The 19,113-nt window shown below is 55.4% G+C and carries 17 protein-coding genes; 5 read left to right on the plus strand and 12 right to left on the minus strand.

The features are described 5' to 3' along the window. Positions 1-52 precede the first annotated feature (52 nt). The gene (locus QN359_RS02945) at positions 53-682 is read left to right on the plus strand and encodes a YitT family protein (protein ID WP_322249944.1); all 630 of its coding nucleotides are present in this window, start codon (positions 53-55) and stop codon (positions 680-682) included. Positions 683-687: 5 nt separating this feature from the next. Here the strand turns inward: QN359_RS02945 and QN359_RS02950 are convergent, their stop codons facing one another. Then, positions 688-1,686: a GlxA family transcriptional regulator gene (locus QN359_RS02950; RefSeq protein WP_322249945.1), complete on the minus strand. Its 999-nt coding sequence runs from the start codon at positions 1,684-1,686 to the stop codon at positions 688-690. A 175-nt stretch (positions 1,687-1,861) separates the two neighbouring features. Between QN359_RS02950 and QN359_RS02955 the strand changes: the two genes are divergently transcribed. Continuing rightward, entirely contained in the window at positions 1,862-2,968 is a 1,107-nt protein-coding gene (locus tag QN359_RS02955) for an S-(hydroxymethyl)glutathione dehydrogenase/class III alcohol dehydrogenase (protein WP_322249946.1), read from the plus strand. A 286-nt stretch (positions 2,969-3,254) separates the two neighbouring features. Next, a complete protein-coding gene (locus QN359_RS02960) occupies positions 3,255-4,379 on the plus strand; it encodes a beta-ketoacyl-ACP synthase III (protein WP_322249947.1) in 1,125 nt (374 codons plus the stop codon). 77 nt (positions 4,380-4,456) lie between these two features. Here QN359_RS02960 and QN359_RS02965 read toward each other — a convergent pair whose 3' ends face one another. Next, positions 4,457-4,978 (minus strand): TlpA disulfide reductase family protein, encoded by a 522-nt coding sequence (locus tag QN359_RS02965; protein ID WP_322249949.1) that lies wholly within the window; start codon positions 4,976-4,978, stop codon positions 4,457-4,459. A gap of 34 nt (positions 4,979-5,012) precedes the next feature. Further along, positions 5,013-5,471, minus strand: a complete 459-nt coding sequence (locus QN359_RS02970; protein ID WP_322249950.1) for an Lrp/AsnC family transcriptional regulator — start codon at positions 5,469-5,471, stop codon at positions 5,013-5,015. A gap of 130 nt (positions 5,472-5,601) precedes the next feature. Here QN359_RS02970 and lysA point away from each other — a divergent pair, with 130 nt between their 5' ends. After that, positions 5,602-6,843, plus strand: coding sequence for a diaminopimelate decarboxylase (gene lysA / locus QN359_RS02975; RefSeq protein WP_322249951.1), 1,242 nt, complete (start codon positions 5,602-5,604; stop codon positions 6,841-6,843). Between the two features lie 20 nt (positions 6,844-6,863). Here lysA and sodC read toward each other — a convergent pair whose 3' ends face one another. After that, complete coding sequence (gene sodC, locus QN359_RS02980; RefSeq protein WP_322249952.1) at positions 6,864-7,379, minus strand: superoxide dismutase [Cu-Zn] SodC; 516 nt, start codon at positions 7,377-7,379, stop codon at positions 6,864-6,866. 14 nt (positions 7,380-7,393) lie between these two features. Beyond that, on the minus strand, positions 7,394-8,179 hold the full coding sequence (locus tag QN359_RS02985; protein ID WP_322249953.1) for a phytanoyl-CoA dioxygenase family protein: 786 nt from the start codon (positions 8,177-8,179) through the stop codon (positions 7,394-7,396). A 161-nt stretch (positions 8,180-8,340) separates the two neighbouring features. On the opposite strand from QN359_RS02985, the gene QN359_RS02990 reads away from it, so the two are divergent. Then, positions 8,341-9,411, plus strand: a complete 1,071-nt coding sequence (locus tag QN359_RS02990; RefSeq protein WP_322249954.1) for a 3-deoxy-7-phosphoheptulonate synthase — start codon at positions 8,341-8,343, stop codon at positions 9,409-9,411. Here QN359_RS02990 and QN359_RS02995 read toward each other — a convergent pair. The 7 genes from QN359_RS02995 to rpoC all read right to left on the minus strand — a co-directional run bounded on the left by QN359_RS02995 (position 9,388) and on the right by rpoC (position 19,024). Beyond that, complete coding sequence (locus tag QN359_RS02995; protein WP_322249955.1) at positions 9,388-10,758, minus strand: formimidoylglutamate deiminase; 1,371 nt, start codon at positions 10,756-10,758, stop codon at positions 9,388-9,390. The genes QN359_RS02990 and QN359_RS02995 overlap by 24 nt on opposite strands. After that, on the minus strand, positions 10,755-11,546 hold the full coding sequence (gene hutG / locus QN359_RS03000; protein ID WP_322249956.1) for an N-formylglutamate deformylase: 792 nt from the start codon (positions 11,544-11,546) through the stop codon (positions 10,755-10,757). Before hutG ends, QN359_RS02995 begins: the two co-directional genes overlap by 4 nt. A gap of 28 nt (positions 11,547-11,574) precedes the next feature. Beyond that, positions 11,575-12,330 (minus strand): IclR family transcriptional regulator, encoded by a 756-nt coding sequence (locus QN359_RS03005; protein WP_322249957.1) that lies wholly within the window; start codon positions 12,328-12,330, stop codon positions 11,575-11,577. 85 nt (positions 12,331-12,415) lie between these two features. Continuing rightward, the gene (locus QN359_RS03010; RefSeq protein ID WP_322249958.1) at positions 12,416-13,093 is read right to left on the minus strand and encodes an SPOR domain-containing protein; all 678 of its coding nucleotides are present in this window, start codon (positions 13,091-13,093) and stop codon (positions 12,416-12,418) included. 17 nt (positions 13,094-13,110) lie between these two features. Beyond that, entirely contained in the window at positions 13,111-13,878 is a 768-nt protein-coding gene (locus QN359_RS03015) for a type III pantothenate kinase (RefSeq protein ID WP_322249959.1), read from the minus strand. Between the two features lie 10 nt (positions 13,879-13,888). Further along, a complete protein-coding gene (locus QN359_RS03020) occupies positions 13,889-14,707 on the minus strand; it encodes a biotin--[acetyl-CoA-carboxylase] ligase (RefSeq protein ID WP_322249960.1) in 819 nt (272 codons plus the stop codon). Positions 14,708-14,797: 90 nt separating this feature from the next. Beyond that, complete coding sequence (rpoC, locus tag QN359_RS03025) at positions 14,798-19,024, minus strand: DNA-directed RNA polymerase subunit beta' (RefSeq protein ID WP_322249961.1); 4,227 nt, start codon at positions 19,022-19,024, stop codon at positions 14,798-14,800. Positions 19,025-19,113 lie beyond the last annotated feature (89 nt).

Consider the following 19,113-nt stretch of genomic DNA (forward strand, 5'->3'; position numbering starts at 1 on the left):
TGTTGCCCGCCGACACGCAGTAAAATAGGCTCCCTTTATCGATTGCCACGCCATGACTCACACCGTTCAGTCCAAACGCCATCTTGCCCACAGCGTGATCGAAGACATCCTCGCCATCCTCACCGGCACGCTGTTTGTCTCACTCGGCATTGCCTTATTCAATCAGGCCGGCTTACTCACGGGTGGCACGGCCGGTTTGGCATTTCTGGTGCATTACCGCAGCGGCATGTCGTTCGGCAGCGTATTTTTTCTGATCAACTTGCCGTTTTATTACTTGGCCTGGAAACGCATGGGTTGGCAATTTACGCTCAAGACTTTTTGCGCAGTCGCCTTGGTATCTGTGCTCTCGGGCATACACCCGAAATTAATCCATTTAATTGATGGTAATCTGTACACGCCGTTTTATGTTGCCGTGGTCGGCGGCATCATGATGGGGGTGGGTTTCGTGGTCTTGTTCCGTCATCAAGCCAGTCTGGGCGGCATCAATATTCTCGCCTTGTACCTGCAACAAACCCGCGGCATTCGCGCCGGCAAACTACAAATGGGGCTCGATTTCTGCATCGTCTTGGCCTCACTGGCGGTGGTCTCGCCGCTCGCGCTCGGGGCCTCGATACTCGGGGCCTTCGCGCTTAACTTGGCCATCAGCCTCAACCACCGTCCCGGCCGTTACGTGGCGGTTTGACGCGGCTATCCGGTCAGTGCCGCCCGATAGGCGCGCGGTGACAGATGGCCGTGCTTTTGCAGCAAACGTCGTAACTGGTCGGCACTGCCGACACCACAGCGTGCGGCGATGGCTTTGAGTGCCAGTTTTTGCGCGCCGTCGGCGGCCAACAATTGTTGCGCCAATTCGACGCGAGCATCGTCGACGAAGGCTTGCGGTGTCATTCCCGTTTTGGCCAGAAAATGGCGACTGAAATTGCGCACGCTCATGTCCAACAAAGCCGCCAAGCGCGCATTCGACAAATCGTGCTGTAGATTGGCACACATCCATTGCTGCAAATCACGCACTTGCCACTGGCTGGTTTTTTGACTCAGCAAGTGGCTGCTGAATTGCGATTGTCCGCCCGGACGTTTCAGATACACCACCAAATCACTGGCCACTTCGAGCGCGAGCGCGTGACCGCAGTCGGCTTCGACAAAGGCCAGTGCCAAGTCAATCGCGGCAGTCACGCCCGCCGAGGTCCAAATATTGCCGCTACGAATAAAAATCGCATCGGCATCGACCTTGACGGCCGGATAATCTTGCTCAAACTGTTGCGCCACACTCCAGTGTGTGGTCGCAGGCTGTCCATTGAGCAAACCGGCTTCGGCCAAAAAAAATGCTCCCGAACACAAGCCGGCCAGTCGTCCTATGCGTCCGGCGGCTTCACGCAACCAATCGATGAGTGCCGGATTATCGCTCAGTGCGCTGGCAATCTGGCGCGAGCCGACGATGATGGCATCATCGGGCAAGGCCAATAAAGACAGGGCTTTATCAGCCTGCAAACTCATCAGGGTATCGGAAGCCACAGTGCCGCAACGTTGCGCGACGATACGAACATCGTAAGCCGCTGGTAAACCTTGCCGGCGGCGGTGCACGTTGGCATATTCAAATACCGACATCGGCCCGATCGCCTCGAGCGCCTTGAAACCGGGGTAGACGATCAGATCGACCGTGCGTGCTGCGGGCAACGACGTAGCTGACATAAAAATCTCCTTAAAGCAATATTCCAGCATCATAGACGCTTTCGCCATAGCCGACAAAAGCGGCCAATTTTACTGCGAATGCAGCCAAATAATTCGACAATTGTGCTTTGAAGCACTTATATCACAGACAATCGTGCATCAGCTCATTCACCTCTGTCACATCAAGAAAGCGCATATGAAAACCAAAGCCGCCGTCGCCTGGAAAGCCGGAGCACCGTTGAGCATCGAAGAAGTCGATCTGGCCGGGCCACGCGAAGGCGAGGTCTTGATAGAAATAAAAGCCACCGGCATTTGCCATACCGATTACTACACGCTCTCGGGTGCCGATCCTGAAGGTTTATTTCCCGCCATTCTTGGCCATGAAGGTGCCGGCGTGGTGGTCGACACCGGACCGGGTGTCAGCAGCTTACGCGCCGGCGACCACGTGATTCCGCTCTACACGCCGGAATGCCGCCAATGTAAATACTGCCTGTCACGCAAAACCAATCTGTGCCAGGCGATACGCTCGACCCAAGGACGTGGGCTGATGCCCGACGCCAGCTCGCGCTTCTCGCTCGATGGTAGCCCGCTGTTTCATTACATGGGCACCTCAACCTTCTCGAATTACATCGTGGTGCCGGAAATTGCCGTCGCCAAGGTGCGCGAAGATGCACCGTTCGATAAAATTTGCTACATCGGCTGTGGCGTCACCACCGGCGTCGGTGCGGTCGTCTTCAGCGCCAAGGTGGAAGCCGGTGCCAATGTGGTGGTGTTCGGCTTGGGCGGCATCGGCCTCAATGTGATTCAAGCGGCGCGCATGGTCGGCGCCGATAAAATCATCGGCGTCGACATCAACCCGCAGCGCCAAGAGATGGCGCGGCGCTTCGGCATGACGCACTTCATCAACCCACGCGAGCACGCCAACGTGGTCGATCACATCATGCAACTGACTGATGGCGGTGCCGACTATTCTTTCGAATGCATAGGCAACACCGAAGTGATGCGGCAAGCACTGGAATGTTGCCACAAAGGTTGGGGCCAATCATTCATCATCGGGGTCGCCGCCGCCGGTGAAGAAATCAGCACACGGCCGTTTCAACTCGTCACCGGTCGCTCGTGGAAGGGCTCGGCATTCGGTGGCGCACGCGGTCGCACCGATGTGCCGAAAATTGTCGATTGGTATATGGAAGGCAAGCTCAACATCGATGACCTGATCACGCATCGCTTGCCGCTCGAGCGCATCAATGAAGGTTTCGATTTGATGAAAAGCGGGGAATCAATACGCTCAGTAGTGATTTTTTAAGGCGAGCAGCACCATAGCAAGCGCGACAAGCGCGCTTGCCAAATGAGTGCAATCGCGATGTGATTGCTTATTTGTTCTTATTTGCTCTTATCAGCATGCGAAATATCATCAATAAGCCGGCTACTGAGCCGATTTAAAAATTTCCGAATAAGTACTCTATTTCTTGAACCACGGCAGTCCGGTGGTGGCGTTTCTGTGTAGAATCGGTGGACACAGTCGCGCATTGAGCGCATTCACCAGACATCCCTCTACAGCGCATGCGCTGTCCGGTACAAGAAAGATAACGATGCACCAAGTAGTCATCAGCGGCACCGGCCTCTACACGCCGACGGAATCGATCAGTAATGAAGAATTGATCGCCTGCTATAACGCCTATGTTCAAAAATTCAATACCGACCATGCCGCCGAGATTGCCGCAACGACCGTCACGGCGCTGGAAGAATCGAGTGTTGCCTTCATCGAAAAAGCTTCCGGCATCAAATCGCGTTATGTAATGAACAAGTCGGGCGTGCTCGACATTGCGCGCATGGTGCCCACCTTGGCCGAACGCCCCGATGAGCAAGCCTCGCTGATGTGCGAGATGGCCGTGGTGGCTGCGCGTCAAGCACTCGAACGGGCCGGCCGCACGGTCGCCGATGTCGATGCCGTGATTTGCGCAGCCAGCAATATGCAGCGCGCTTACCCGGCCATGGCCGTGGAAATTCAAGCGGCGCTCGGGATCGATGGCTATGGTTTTGATATGAATGTGGCCTGTTCTTCGGCTACCTTCGGCATTCAAGCTGCGGTCAGCGCGATTCAAAGCGGCCAGGCGCGCGCCGTGCTGGTCGTGAGTCCGGAAATCACCAGTGGCCATCTGAACTGGCGTGATCGCGACAGCCATTTCATTTTTGGCGATGCCTGCACCGCCATCCTGCTCGAACGCGCCGACTGCGCGAGTTCACCGCACCAATTTGAAATCGTCGGATTGAAATTAAAAACCCAGTTTTCCAATAATATCCGCAATAATTTCGGCTTCCTCAACCGTGCCGACGAGAGCGGCATCGGCCAAGCCGACAAACTGTTCCGCCAGCAGGGCCGCAAAGTTTTCAAAGATGTCTGCCCGATGGCGGCAAACATGATCAGCAGCACGGTGGCAGCAGCTGGCATCGAGATTGCCGCGGTCGAACGTTTCTGGTTGCATCAAGCGAATTTGAACATGAATTTGTTGATTGCCCGCCTGATACTCGGGCGTGATGCCACAGCGGCCGAATCACCGACCATTCTCGACACCTACGCCAATACCTCGTCGGCTGGTTCGATCATCGCCTTCCACAAGCATCAGGAAGATTTGGCGGCCGGTGCCGTCGGCGTGATTTGCTCGTTCGGTGCCGGCTATTCGATCGGCTGCGTGGTGGTCAAAAAACGCGCTTGACAGACCTGATCTAGTCGAAAAAAAACCTGCCGCAATTGCTCAGGGCAGGTTTTTTTCTTGCTGGACAATGCGCTCAGTCACGCCGCCAGTGCTTGCTCCAACAAAGTATGCAACTCAGCAAACGAAGGTTCGCCAATATAGCGTTTGAGTATAGTGCCTTGCTTGTCGATCACATACGTGGTCGGGGTCAGTTTGACTTCACCGAAGGCGCGCGCCAACTTACCATCGAGGTCGAGTGCCACATGGAAGGGCAACTGTCGCGTTTCGGCAAAATTGACGACGTAATCGGGTCTATCGTAACTCATCGCCACGGCGACATATTCCAAACCTTGGGCGTGGTATTGATTAAACGTTTCGACCATGCGCGGCATTTCAGCTACACAAGTAGTGCAAGAGGTGGCCCAAAAGTTGACCATCACTACCTTGCCGCGCAAATTGGCGCTGTCGATTTTTACCCCCTTGAGGTTGGTAAATACCACCTGCGGCATGTGGTTTTTACTCGCCAGCGATTGATAAAACAAGCCGCCCAAGCCGGCCAGCGCGAGCGCGGCCACCAGCGCGAAAGCCAGGAATTTACGCGGTGAAGAAGGTGCCAACATCAAACTGTCCAGTGCAAAATAGATTCGAACACCATTATACGTTTTCTAAGCACGCCGGTGCGGCTATCGGCTTGCCAGCCACATGCGTGGTCAATACGATGGCGGTCGAGGTCGAACCGTAGGCGTTGAGTTCATTGATGATGCGCTGCAAATGTTCGACATCGGTGGCCAGCACACGCATGACGGCACCGTCTTCGCCGGTCACCGTATAGCAATCGATGATCTCAGGACAGGCTGCCACATAGTCGGCATACGGCCGCCCTTGCTGCGTCGATAGCCGTATCATGGCCGTCATCTGGTAGCCGAGCGCCTTGGGATTGATATCGGCGCGATAGCCGCGTATCACCTGCGCTGCTTCGAGTCGCTTGATCCGTTCTGAAACGGCCGGCTGGCTCAGGTGAACCTGACGACCGATTTGTGCATGCGAGATACGTGCATCTTGCTGCAGCAGCAGCAAAATTTTACGGTCAAACTGATCAATTTTAGAATTCATAAGCATTTCGCATTATTTTCGATTCAATTCAATTGCATGGAGGCATATCTCTTATGGAAGCACCTTCATTTCAAGCACCAAGCTTGTTAAAGTAGAGCTTACACTAATCAACCCAGAAGCGACCGTACTCATGGCCAATCACATCAGCAATTCTCAAATCGCGCAGATTGCGCAAGACTATGCCACCCCTTGCTGGGCCTACGATGCGGCCACGATTCGCGCCCAAATCGCCCGTCTCAAACAATTCGATGTGATCCGCTTTGCGCAAAAAGCCGCCAGCAACATTCATCTGCTGCGCCTGATGCGTGAACAAGGCGTGCTGGTCGACGCGGTATCGCTCGGTGAAGTGGAACGGGCGCTGGCGGCCGGCTATGTACCGGGTTCGGACCAGGTACATGCTCCGATCGTGTTTACCGCCGATTTGCTCGACCGCCATGCCCTCAAACGCGTGGTCGAACTCAATATTCCAGTCAATTGCGGTTCCCCGCAAATGCTGGAGCAATTGGGCCAAGCCCACCCCGGCCATCAAGTCTGGCTGCGGATTAACCCCGGCTTCGGACACGGGCACAGCCGCAAAACCAATACCGGCGGCGAGCAGAGCAAGCACGGCATCTGGTTTGAAGAATTACCGGCGGCATTGCGCTTGATTGATCAATACGGTCTGCAACTGCACGGCTTGCACATGCATATCGGTTCCGGTGTCGACTATGATCACTTGCAAAGTGTCTGCGATGCCATGATCGCCCAAGTTAACACCGCTGGACGCGACCTGCGAGCCATCTCCATCGGCGGCGGTTTGTCGATTCCATATCAAAGTGGCGAAGCCGAAGTCGATACCGCGCATTACTTTGCTATGTGGGAGCAAGCCCGTCGCCGCATCGAGGAGCATCTCGGCCATCGCATCAGCATGGAAATTGAACCGGGACGTTTTTTGGTGGCGCAATCAGGCTTGTTGATTTCTGAATTACGCGCGCAAAAACAAGTCGGCAGTAATTTTTTCAGTTTCGTCGATGCCGGCTTTAATGATTTGGCGCGGCCCGCCATGTATGGCAGTTTCCATCGCATCAGCGCGCATGCGCCCGATGGTACGCCGCGCAGCAATACGCTACGGGCCACCGTGGTGGCCGGCCCCTTGTGTGAATCAGGTGATGTATTTACTCAAGAGGAAGGCGGCGTGGTCAGCAGTCAGGCGCTGCCGAGCTGCGAAATTGGTGACTTATTCGTATTTCATGATGCCGGCGCGTATGGTTCGAGCATGTCGTCGAATTACAATTCGCGCCCGCTGATTCCGGAAGTATTGGTCGACGGCGCGCAAATCACACAGATTCGCCGCCGTCAGACCGTGCAGGAGTTGATCGCGCTCGAACTCTGAGGCGCCACTCCTGTCTTGGTTTACACCACGCCGCAAGCCATGCGCGCACCGCCACCACCGAGTGGTGCCGGGTGGTCGCTGTGGTTATCACCACCGGCATGCACCATCAGGGAATGGCCGACCAAATCAGCCGCTTTCAGGCGCGGTGCCAGCAGCGGATAAGTGGCCGTGCCATCGGCGGCGACCACCAGAGCCGGCAAATCACCGCGATGACCATTCTGATAAGGGCCGAGATGGACAGCGGTTTTTTCCGGATCCCAATGACCGCCGGCTGCCAAGGCGGCCGTCATCACACCTTTGTTGTCGGCAGGCGCGCAAGAGGCGTTAACGTGCACATGGAAACCGTGTGCGCCGGCCGGCAAGCCGGTCAAGGCTGGGGTGATCAAGAGCCCGTAAGGGGTATCGCTCAAGGTGACCGTGCCGGCTGGGCCGAGATTGCCGCTGGCATCGACAAATTGCAAAGCAACGGTTTGTGCTTGCGCCAGGCCGGCGAACAAACTGCAGGCTACCAGAGCCAGTTTCAAATTCTTTAACATAGTAACTCCTAAAATTATGCTGTAGGGCCGCCCACTATACCTGCTTTTTCAAACAGCGGGATTTCCGGCAAACTGGCCGAGCGCGACCCCGCCACGGGGAAATTGTCGGGTGCGCGGTAAGTGAACACCAACGAAAACTTGGTGGCAGCAGTTTGATTGCGGCCAGCGGCATGGAACAAATTGCTGTGAAACAATAATGCATCGCCCTGCTGCAAAGGCACGGTGTGCGCTTGCGCCAGCAAAGATTGATTTCCAGCAAAATCACTGCGTAAAAATTGCGCGGAATCGGTTTGCTCCGCGGACAACTCCCAGCGCTGCGAGCCGGGGATCACCGACAAGCAACCATTTTCCAGCGTTTCATCGCGCAAGGCCAACCAAGTCGACACCAACTCGGCGCGGGCAAAATGCCAGTAGCGACTGTCGCGGTGCCAGCCGGTCAAGCTTGAATAGCGTGGCTGCTTAGTCATAATGCAATTGTGATGCGCTTGCGAAAGCATCACCCCTGGTCCGAGCAACTGTTGCAGCGGCCCCGCCAGCGCGGTGTCGGCCCATTGCTGTAGCATTGGTGCACGCGCATAGGCTTGCAACAAGCGCCGTACCGTGTGGCCACCGGCGGCATCGACTGCGCTGGGTGCGCCCGGGTAGGCGGTGTCGACTTCCAATTCCAGCGGCCCGTGCGCTTGTTCAAGTTCGTGCTCGGCATACGCGATCACAGATTGACAGAATGCCGCATCGGCGGCCCGCCGCAGTATCAGAAAACCATGGGTGTGAAAATCATTCAATTGGGCAGAACTGAGCATGACACGAGCCATTCAAAAAATCACAAAACACTATTGTGCCATGTCTGCCGCAACACGAACGATACAGATCACGCCACACCCGACGACAACAATTCCATCTATGCCCTGCGGCAAGTCGACAAATTGCGCGATAATGGCAGCAAATTCACTTTCACAACACCATGACACTCGCCATTCTAGAAAACATCAACGTCAGTTCCTTCGACACCATGCCCACGCCGGCCGAATTACATGCCCGCCTGCCACTGAGCGAGCGCGCTGCCGACACGGTCGAGCACAGCCGAGCAGCACTGCGCGCCATCCTCGAAGGCCAGGATAAGCGCTTGTTCGTCGTCGTTGGCCCCTGCTCTATCCATGATCCGCTGGCTGGGCTCGAGTACGCACGCCGCCTGGTCGCACTGCAAGAAGAAGTCAAGGATGTGATGTTGCTGGTGATGCGCGTGTATTTCGAAAAACCGCGCACCACCACCGGCTGGAAGGGTTACATCAACGACCCGGACATGGATGATTCTTTCCGCGTCGATGTCGGCATGGAAAAAGCGCGCCGTTTCCTGCTCGATGTCTGTGAACTCGGTCTGCCGACCGGTACCGAAGCACTCGACCCGATCTCGCCCCAGTATCTCGGTGATCTGATCGCCTGGACCGCCATCGGTGCGCGCACCACTGAATCGCAAACGCACCGCGAAATGTCGTCAGGCTTATCGACACCGGTCGGTTTCAAGAATGGTACCGATGGCGATATCAGCATTGCCATCAATGCTATTTTATCAGCCTCGCATCCACATTCCTTCCTCGGCCTCAACGATCAAGGTCGTGTCGCGATTGTGCGTACCCGCGGCAATCAGCATGGCCACGTAGTCTTGCGCGGCGGCGGTGACCGACCGAATTACGATACCGTTTCAGTCGCGATGGCGCAGCAGGCACTGATCAAGGCAAAATTACCGCCGCACATCGTCATCGATTGTTCGCACGCCAACAGTTACAAGAAAGCCGCGTTGCAACCGCTGGTGATGGCCGATGTGGTCAATCAGATTGTCAACGGCAACCAAGCCATCGTCGGCGTCATGATCGAATCGAATCTGCTGGCCGGCAATCAGGCGATTCCAGCCGACTTGAGCCAATTGGTCTACGGTTGCTCGGTCACTGATGCTTGTGTCGATTGGTCGAGCACGGAACAGATGCTGCGCAGTGCGGCCGATCGACTGCGCTCACAGCGCACGCAGGTTCTGTAAGCAGGCAATGTAATCGGCAGCGATGGCGGCTTGCTGATGGTGGCGGCCGTTTTCCACCACTAATTGGCCACCGACAATCACATCGCGCAGCAGATTATCATTGCCGCAAAACAACCAGGTATTGAGCACATCGTCCAGAGCTAAGCCAGCCAAATTCGGATGGCACTCGTCCAGCACCAGCAAGTCGGCACGCCAGCCGACCTGTAGTTGGCCAACGCGACGGCCGCTGGCTTGCGCCCCGCCTTGCAACGCGGCATTCCATAAATAATCGCCGACGCGGCGCTGTTTTTCATCACGGGCAATATTTCTTTGCTGTAAGCGCAAGCGCTGACCATACTCGAGCCAGCGCAATTCTTCCACCGGGCTATGCGAGACATGGCTGTCGCTGCCTATGCCAAAGCGACCGCCGACGGCCAGATAGGCAGGCAAATCAAAGAAACCATCACCGAGATTACCCTCGGTACTCGGACAAATACCGGCCACGGCAGCACTGGCGGCCAGCGCCGTGACTTCGTCCGCATTCAAGTGCGTGGCATGTACCAAACACCAATGCTGATCGACCAAACCCGTCGCGAGCAAGAGCTCGACCGGGCGCTTGCCAGTCGTACGCAGACAAGCATCGACTTCCCTGGTTTGCTCGGCGATATGAATATGAATCGGTCGCCCCGCCGGCATGCCTGCATGCAGCTCGGTGATTTGTGCCAGATTCGCCGCCCGTAGCGAATGGGGGGCTGCGCCGATTTCGAGCGCCGCACTACGCAACGGTTCCAGTGCAGCCACCAGAGCAAGCACATCGCTGACCTCGGTGGCAAAGCGGCGCTGGTCTGCACGCAAGGGCACATCGGCGAAATCGGCGTGACTGTACAATACCGGCAGCATGGTCATGCCGATGCCGGCCGTTGCCGCCGCGGCAATCACGCGGCGCGCCGTTTCAGCCTGATCCGGATACCAAGCGCCATCGGGCGCGCGATGCAAATAATGGAATTCACACACCGAGGTGTAACCATGGCGCAGGCATTCACTGTAAATTTGCGCCGCAATCGCCTGCATTTGTTGCGGGGTCAATTGCAGCGCATAGCGGTACATCAAGTCACGCCAAGTCCAAAAACTATCCCCCGCGGTAGCGGCTACTTCGGTCATCCCGGCCAGAGCACGTTGAAACGCATGCGAATGTAAATTTGTCATGCCAGGCAACACCAGCCCAGCCTGACGCTCACCATCCTGTGGCGTGGCTGCCGTTTCCAGCGCCACGATGTCACCGGCCGCATCAAACTGCAGCCGTACCCGTTCGGTCCAGCCTTGCGGCAGCAAGGCGGCGTGGGCAAACAAACTGTCTAAGCGTCTCATGCGCCCACCCAATCCAAACTCGCACGCAGTAAGCGACCAAGCAAGGGCTGCACTTGTGCCGCCAAATCAGGACGATACGCGAACGGCGCAGTTTCATTCATATAAACACACTGACTCATCTCCAGTTGTACCGCATGGATACCCTTCTGAGGCTGGCCATATTGCCGCGTGATGTAACCGCCCTTGAAGCGGCCATTGAAAACGTGGCTATACCTGCCGTCTTGTTCCAGACAAGTGGCCAGTGCTTGCTGTAACCCGGCTGCGCACGATTGCTGATCGACCGTGCCGAAATTCAAATCCGCTAAGGTGCCGGCGAAAAACCGTGGTACTTGCGAAGCAATCGAATGGGCTTCCCACAACACTACCCGACCATGCAAGGCCAGCAAACGGGCCAGCTCAGCTTGTAATTGCCGGTGATATGGTTGCCAGTAAGTGGCGATGCGCTGTGCTGCTTCTCGCTCATCCGGCAAGTTTTCCTTCGCATACAAGGCTTGTTTGTCAAAGGTATCGACTGGGCATAGTCCGGTGGTATCTTGGCCCGGATACAAATTGGCATCGTCAGGCGCGCGGTTGAGATCGATCACATAGCGTGAATAATTGGCGCTGAGGGTAGAAGCTCCGAGCGCTTGCGCCATGTGGTAAAGCTGCGGCAAATGCCAATCGGTATCAGCCTTGAGCTGAGCCACTGGCAACATCTGCGCGCCGATCTCGGGCGGGATCACCGTGCCGGCATGGGGCATGGAAATCAGCAACGCGGTACTGCCTGGGTGAAATTCAAAACTGTTCATCGGTCGGCTCACTGAAAAGAAACACAGATTAAGTTTGCTGCAAGCGGCTGCTAAGGCGATCAGCCGCAGCCAAGGTCAGCGTGATTAATTCTGGCTGACGGCCCAAGCTACGCTGTAGCGGTGCCATCAAAGACAGGGTCGCTTGCAATTGTTGATGCGCTGAAAAAACCGGTACGCTGACACCCCAGATACCGGCATCGACTTCACTTTCGCTGGTGGCGTAACGCTGCAGACGGATTTGCTGCAACTGGGCCTGCAGCGCATCAAGTGCCGCTGCGCTCTGCGGCACTTGGCTGAGAAAATCGGCCGTGATCAGCTCTTGTTGCGAATCTGCTGGCAAGTAAGCCAGCAAGGCTTTGGCCGAGGCGCCACGCACTGTGACATGCGCACGCCCTTTGGCAAACGAACAGCGTAAAGCCTGCGGACTATCTTGTAAGGCAATGCACATTACTTGGCCATTGAGATGACATAGTAAGCCCACACTCTCACCGGAACGCTCTACCAGCCTATCGATTTCAGAACGCGCCGCGGCAATAAGCCAAGAATGCTGATCGTAACTCCAGGCCAATTGCAAGGCCAGCGGTCCGGCTTCGTAATGACCGGAGTGCTGGTGCTCCTGCACCAAACCCCATTTTTTTAAGGCCAGCAATTGCCGATAGACGGTGCTCAAAGGCTGCCCGGTTTGCGCCGCCAAGTCGCGCGCCGACAGCGCTTGGCCGTGGCGGGCTATGCACGACAGCAACTGTAACTGGCGTTCATTCTGAGGGACGGGAGCAGTAGTCATCGCGCCAACTTAAGCAGGAAAGACTTCATGCTAGCACTTAGCTGAGAATCTGCAAGCGATGATTCCCACTCAGTGAGAATACGACTCAGTTTTTACGGTAGGCGGCATTCTGACAAGTGCGCACTTCTTGGTTTGGGTAGGCCACCGTGATCAGATCGAAGCGCGCTTTCTCGTCCTGCGTGAGTGCGCGCAGCTGGTAGGCGAACTTACTGGTCGCCGCCGTGCGCGGCATAATACGCGCGGTATGCACCCCTTTGTTGCTGAGCGCAAGCAGATGCTGCTTAGCCGCTTCCTCAGACTTGAACACGCCTAGCGAAATACCCCAGCGCAGCGCGGTATTTTCCTGCATCACAAAAAAATCGGCCACGCCGATGCGGCGCAATTCGGCCACTTTTTTGTCTGCGCCCTCTTTGCTACCCTGCGAAGGAATATAGACCATATGCGAAGCCACATCACTGACGTTGAGGCGCGACTGGCGGTCGCCCAAAGCCAAGGTTTGCAACTGCTCTTCAACTTTTGCCGCCTCGCTCTGTAAAAAATTCCCCAGTTCGAGGCAAGCGATCAGCTCAGCCTTTTTCACCGGCGCTGGCGCGCTCGCCAGCGCGGCAGCGGCCGTCAACGGCAGCAATTGCTCGACGTGGTGTTGCATTTTAAGGCGGCTCGGCTCATGCGTCTCCCACGACCAATGGCCGAGATAACCCAAGTTGAATGCCAGTAAAAACGCATTCAATACCAGTAAGCCCCAGAAAAAAAATCGCAGCATGATGAAACTCTTTCAATTCAGTCCGGGCTCGATTGTGCCACGACCAACAGGCCGGTCAATACAAGATTAGCACTGTGTTCACATTCAAAACCAAGATGCGGCAACAGATAGCCTGCGGCACCACCGGAAATCAGACAGATCACTGGCCCAGCGCTACGCGCGATCAAAGCTTGCCGCGCCAAACTCAAGGCCCCAACCTGGGCATGGATACAGCCGCTGACGATGGCCGCAGCGGTATTGCTGGCAAATAAATGCGCCACATTCAGGCTTTCGGCTACCTGCGGCAATTGCGCCGTATTGTGAGCCAGCGACTCAGCCATCAATTTCAAGCCCGGCAGTATCATGCCACCGAGAAAATCGGCTTCGGCCGTCAAAGCATCGATCGTGGTCGCCGTGCCGCAGGTAGCAATCACTACATTCTGCCGCGGGTACAGCGCACGCGCAGCCAGTGCCGAAGCGAAGCGGTCGCAGCCGAGTTGTGTCGGATGATCATAACAATTGCGTACCCCGGCCAACGCCGCCTGTGCGGTAAACCAGTGCGGCGTCAGCGCAGGAAAGGCTTGCCCGAGCACATCGGTCAGACGCGCTTGGATCGCACGGCCAGCCACATTGGAAATCAAGATACGCGTAACTGGGAACGCCGCCAAGGCGGCCGGCAAGCTATCGAGCTCCGCGTGTGCCAAGGAATCCATCGCCAACCACAGCGTCACCACATCAGGCTGCGCAGTCGGACTCGGGATAGCCCATTTGATACGGGTATTACCAGCGTCAATGACTAATAACATAAGTACTTTCTTAAACAGGGCGCAGCGACACATCGCCGGCCCAGACCGTCACTTGACCACTATCAGTTTGCAACACCAAGCAGCCAGCCAAATCGACCCCGAGCGCTATGCCTAGATGCAATACCCGACCATGATCGATGATCTGTACGGCTTCCTGCGCATACGCATGCAAGCGATTCCAACGTGGCAAGAACGGCGCAAAGCCTTGCAGATCAAATTGCTCGCAACTAGCAGCCAGATGGCGAATCAGTTGCGCCATCAGTGCATTTCTATCCATCCGCGCTAACCACGGGGCGTCGGCAACCGCGTTGCCAATGCGCGCTTCCAGTTCATCCGGCACGATCAAGTTCAAGCCGATACCAACGACGACCCAACTACCGCCGCCTTCAGCCTGCGTGCTTTCGATCAATATTCCGGCGAGCTTCTTTCGCTCGCGCAGCACATCATTCGGCCATTTCAATTGTACCTGCACATCGAGTTCGATCAAGGCTTCGGCCAGTGCGACCCCGATTGCCAAGGGCAAGCCTAGCAAGCCATGCACTGGTTGGCGCATACGCCAGGCCAGTGAAAAGGTCAACAATTCACCGCCCTCGCTGAGCCAACTGCGACCGGCGCGGCCGCGCCCGGCAGTTTGTTGTAATGCCAAACGTAAAACGGCAGTCTCCAGTTCGGGCAAGCGCGCCATCAAATCGGCGTTGGTCGAACCGGTACTGGCGACGACTTCTATCTGCAGCGCTCGGAACTCGCTGGGAAGCAAGGCCGCAATCGCGGCGGCATTCACGGCCACGCCTAAGGCGGCAGAAGGAACAGGAGGAGGAAATTCGGACATGGAGGACTATGTTTGAACACAAAAAAAAACGGCACCGCGAATACTGCCACGGTGCCGTCTTACTTACGTTGCTGAAAATTTCAGCAAGGCTTACGCATCACCCTCGATGTCGCTGGCGACTACTTCAGGCATAGGCGCGAAGATGGCTTTCTCAGCTTCGAGCATAGCCAAACGTTCATCGGCTTCCCAAGTTTCTTTCAACTTGCGTGCACGATGGAAGGCCAAACCGGTACCAGCAGGTATCAGACGACCGACGATGACGTTTTCTTTCAAACCGCGCAAGCCATCTTTTTTACCCATGATCGCCGCTTCCGTCAGAACCCGTGTGGTTTCTTGGAACGATGCCGCAGAGATGAAGGAATCTGTCGACAAGGAAGCCTTGGTAATACCAAGCAAGATATTTTCATATGTTGCAGGGATACCGTTGGCCGCAGCGACGCGATCATTTTCATCAAGCAATTCCGAACGCTCAACCTGTTCACCGACGATGTAGTTGGCATCACCCGGATTGACAACGACGACGCGACGCAACATCTGACGCACGATCACTTCAATGTGCTTGTCATTGATCTTCACGCCTTGCAAACGGTATACATCTTGCACTTCGTCAACGATGTAACGCGCCAAAGCTTCGATACCGAGCAAACGCAAGATATCTTGCGGATCGGCCGGGCCGTCGACAATCATCTCACCTTTGTTAACAACTTGACCATCATGAACCAAGACTTGCTTGTCCTTGGTGATCAAGAATTCATGCTTCTCGCCATCCATGTCGGTGATTTCCAGCCGTTGCTTACCCTTGGTTTCTTTACCGAAGGCAACCGTACCAGTCACTTCCGCCAGCATACCAGCGTCTTTTGGCGAACGCGCTTCAAACAACTCGGCAACCCGTGGCAAACCACCGGTAATATCACGTGTTTTTTGCGATTCGGTAGGAATACGCGCCAAGACTTCACCAACGTGCACTTGCTGGCCATCTTTGACGGTGATCAGCGCGCCGACTTGGAAGCCGATCGTTACCGCATGCTCGGTACCCGAAATCTTGACTTCTTCGCCTTGCTCATTGAGCAATTTGACTTGCGGACGCAGGGTTTTACCTGCGGCGCTGCCGCGACGTTTCGCATCGATCGCCACCAGAGTGGACAAGCCTGTCACTTCATCAACCTGCTTGGCAACCGTCACGCCTTCTTCGACATTCTCGAATTTAACGGTACCGGTGTATTCGGTAATGATAGGACGGGTCAATGGATCCCAAGTCGCCAAAGCAAAACCGGCTTTGATGACCATGCCATCTTTCACGATCAACATGGCACCGTACGGTACTTTATGACGTTCACGTTCACGACCGTGGTCGTCGGTGATCAACACTTCACCGGAACGGGAAATAACGATCTGGTCGCCCTTGCCGTTGGTAACGTAACGCATGGTGGCCGTGAAACGGATGACACCATTGGATTTCGCTTCCACCGACGAGGCCACTGCCGCACGCGACGCTGCACCACCGATATGGAAGGTACGCATAGTCAGCTGTGTACCTGGTTCACCGATCGACTGCGCCGCGATCACGCCGACTGCTTCGCCGGCATTGACCATCGAGCCGCGACCGAGATCACGACCGTAACACATGGCGCACAGGCCGTAGCGTGTATCGCAAGTCAGCGGGGTGCGGACCTTGACTTCATCGATGCCGAGGCGTTCGATTTCTTCGACCGAATTTTCATCGAGCAAAGTACCGGCTGCGTACAGTGTTTCTTGCGTTTCCGGATTGACGATGTCATTGGCCGAAACGCGACCGAGTATCAGTTCGCGCAAAGGTACATTGACTTCACCGCCTTCGACGATGGCTTTCATCGATGAACCGTTGGAAGTGCCGCAGTCATCCTCGATCACCACCAAATCTTGGGTCACATCGACCAGGCGACGCGTCAGGTAACCGGAGTTCGCGGTTTTGAGCGCGGTATCGGCCAGACCTTTCCGCGCACCATGCGTGGAAATAAAGTACTGCAACACGTTCAGACCTTCGCGGAAGTTCGCGGTGATCGGCGTTTCAATGATGGAACCATCCGGTTTCGCCATCAGACCACGCATACCGGCGAGCTGACGAATCTGCGCTGCGGAACCGCGCGCGCCGGAGTCGGCCATCATGTAAATGGCATTGAACGATTCTTGTGTGCCGACGCTGCCGTCACGACGGGTGACCGGTTCAACTTTGAGTTGTTCCATCATCGCCTTGCCGACTTCATCACCGGTCTTGCCCCAGATATCGACCACTTTATTGTAACGCTCGCCGGCAGTTACCAAACCGGACGCATATTGCTGTTCGATTTGTTTGACTTCGTGTTCGGCCGCAGCCAACAAGGTGACTTTTTGTGGCGGTACCAACATGTCATCGATACAGATAGAGATACCGGCGCGCGTCGCGAGGCGGAAACCCATTTGCATCAATTGATCGGCAAACACGACCGTGGCGCGCAGACCGCACTTACGGAACGAGGTATCGATCAGTTTCGAAATTTCTTTTTTCTTCAAGGCGCGGTTAAGCACGGTGAAGGGCAAGCCCTTAGGCAGAATTTCCGACAAAATCGCACGGCCTACCGTGGTTTCGTAACGCTTGATGGTTTTAACGAATTCGCCGGTTTCCAAATCTTTCGGGAACTCGGTAATCCGCACGGTAATCCGTGTGCTCAGTTCGACTTCCTTGTTGTCCCAGGCGCGGATCGCTTCTGACACATCAGGGAACATCATGCCTTCACCCTTACCGTTGATTTTTTCACGGGAAGCGTAGTACAGACCCAAGACGATATCTTGCGATGGAACAATCGACGGTTCGCCGTTGGATGGGAACAGAATATTGTTCGAAGCCAGCATCAGGGTGCGCGCTTCCATCTGTGCTTCAATCGACAGAGGAACGTGGACCGCCATTTGATCGCCGTCAAAGTCGGCATTGAAAGCGGCGCAGACCAGCGGATGCAGCTGAATCGCTTTACCTTCGATCAATACCGGTTCAAACGCTTGGATACCAAGACGATGCAAAGTCGGTGCGCGGTTCAACATAATCGGATGTTCGCGGATGACTTCCTCGAGAATATCCCAGACTACCGGCTCTTGAATCTCAACCAGTTTTTTCGCCGCCTTGATAGTCGTTGCCAGACCCATCAATTCCAGCTTGTTGAAAATAAACGGTTTAAACAATTCCAAAGCCATCAGTTTCGGCAAGCCGCACTGATGCAATTTCAATTGCGGGCCCACGACGATCACGGAACGACCCGAGTAATCGACGCGTTTGCCCAACAAGTTTTGACGGAAACGGCCGCCCTTACCTTTGATCATTTCAGCCAGCGATTTCAGCGGACGCTTGTTCGCGCCCGTCATGGCCTTACCACGACGACCGTTATCGAGCAGCGAATCGACGGCTTCTTGCAGCATCCGTTTTTCATTACGTGTAATGATTTCCGGTGCGCGCAATTCCATCAGACGCTTGAGACGATTGTTACGGTTGATGACGCGGCGATACAGATCGTTCAGATCGGAAGTCGCGAAACGGCCGCCATCGAGTGGCACCAAGGGACGCAATTCCGGCGGCAAGACCGGCAAGACTTCCATGATCATCCAATCCGGTTTGATGCCGGAACGTTGGAAGGCTTCCAGCACTTTGAGGCGCTTGGCGTATTTCTTGATCTTGGCTTCGGATTTCGATTCTTTCAATTCCACGCGCAGAGTTTCTGCATCGCGGTCGATATCGATAGAACGCAGCAATTCGCGGATACCTTCGGCACCCATGAAGGCAGTGAATTCGTCGCCATGTTCTTCGTATTTGGCAGCGTAATCATCTTCCGACATGATCTGGCATTTTTTCAACGGAGTCATGCCTGGATCGGTGACGACATATGCTTCAAAGTACAGTACGCGTTCAATATCGCGCAATGTCATGTCGAGCACCATACCAAGACGCGATGGCAGCGACTTGAGGAACCAGATATGGGCAGTTGGCGAAGCGAGTTCAATATGACCCATGCGCTCACGACGAACTTTGGCCAGAGTAACTTCAACGCCGCATTTTTCGCAGATCACACCGCGATGCTTGAGACGCTTGTATTTGCCGCACAAGCATTCGTAATCCTTGATAGGACCAAAAATCTTGGCGCAGAACAAGCCGTCACGTTCAGGTTTGAAAGTACGATAGTTGATGGTTTCCGGCTTTTTAACTTCGCCGTAGGACCACGAACGGATCTTGTCTGGTGATGCCAGACCGATTTTGATCGCGTCAAACTGTTCGTTCGGTTGGACTTGCTTGAATAAATCGAGCAGGGCTTTCATGGGTTCACTCCAGTAAAGCGTCGTGAAACGCTGACTTTATGGTGCTGCAACAGAAACGCTCTCGTCTGACCCTGTTCGCATCAACGGGA

Source organism: Undibacterium sp. 5I2 (assembly GCF_035019605.1).
In the GTDB taxonomy this organism is placed as follows: domain Bacteria; phylum Pseudomonadota; class Gammaproteobacteria; order Burkholderiales; family Burkholderiaceae_D; genus Undibacterium.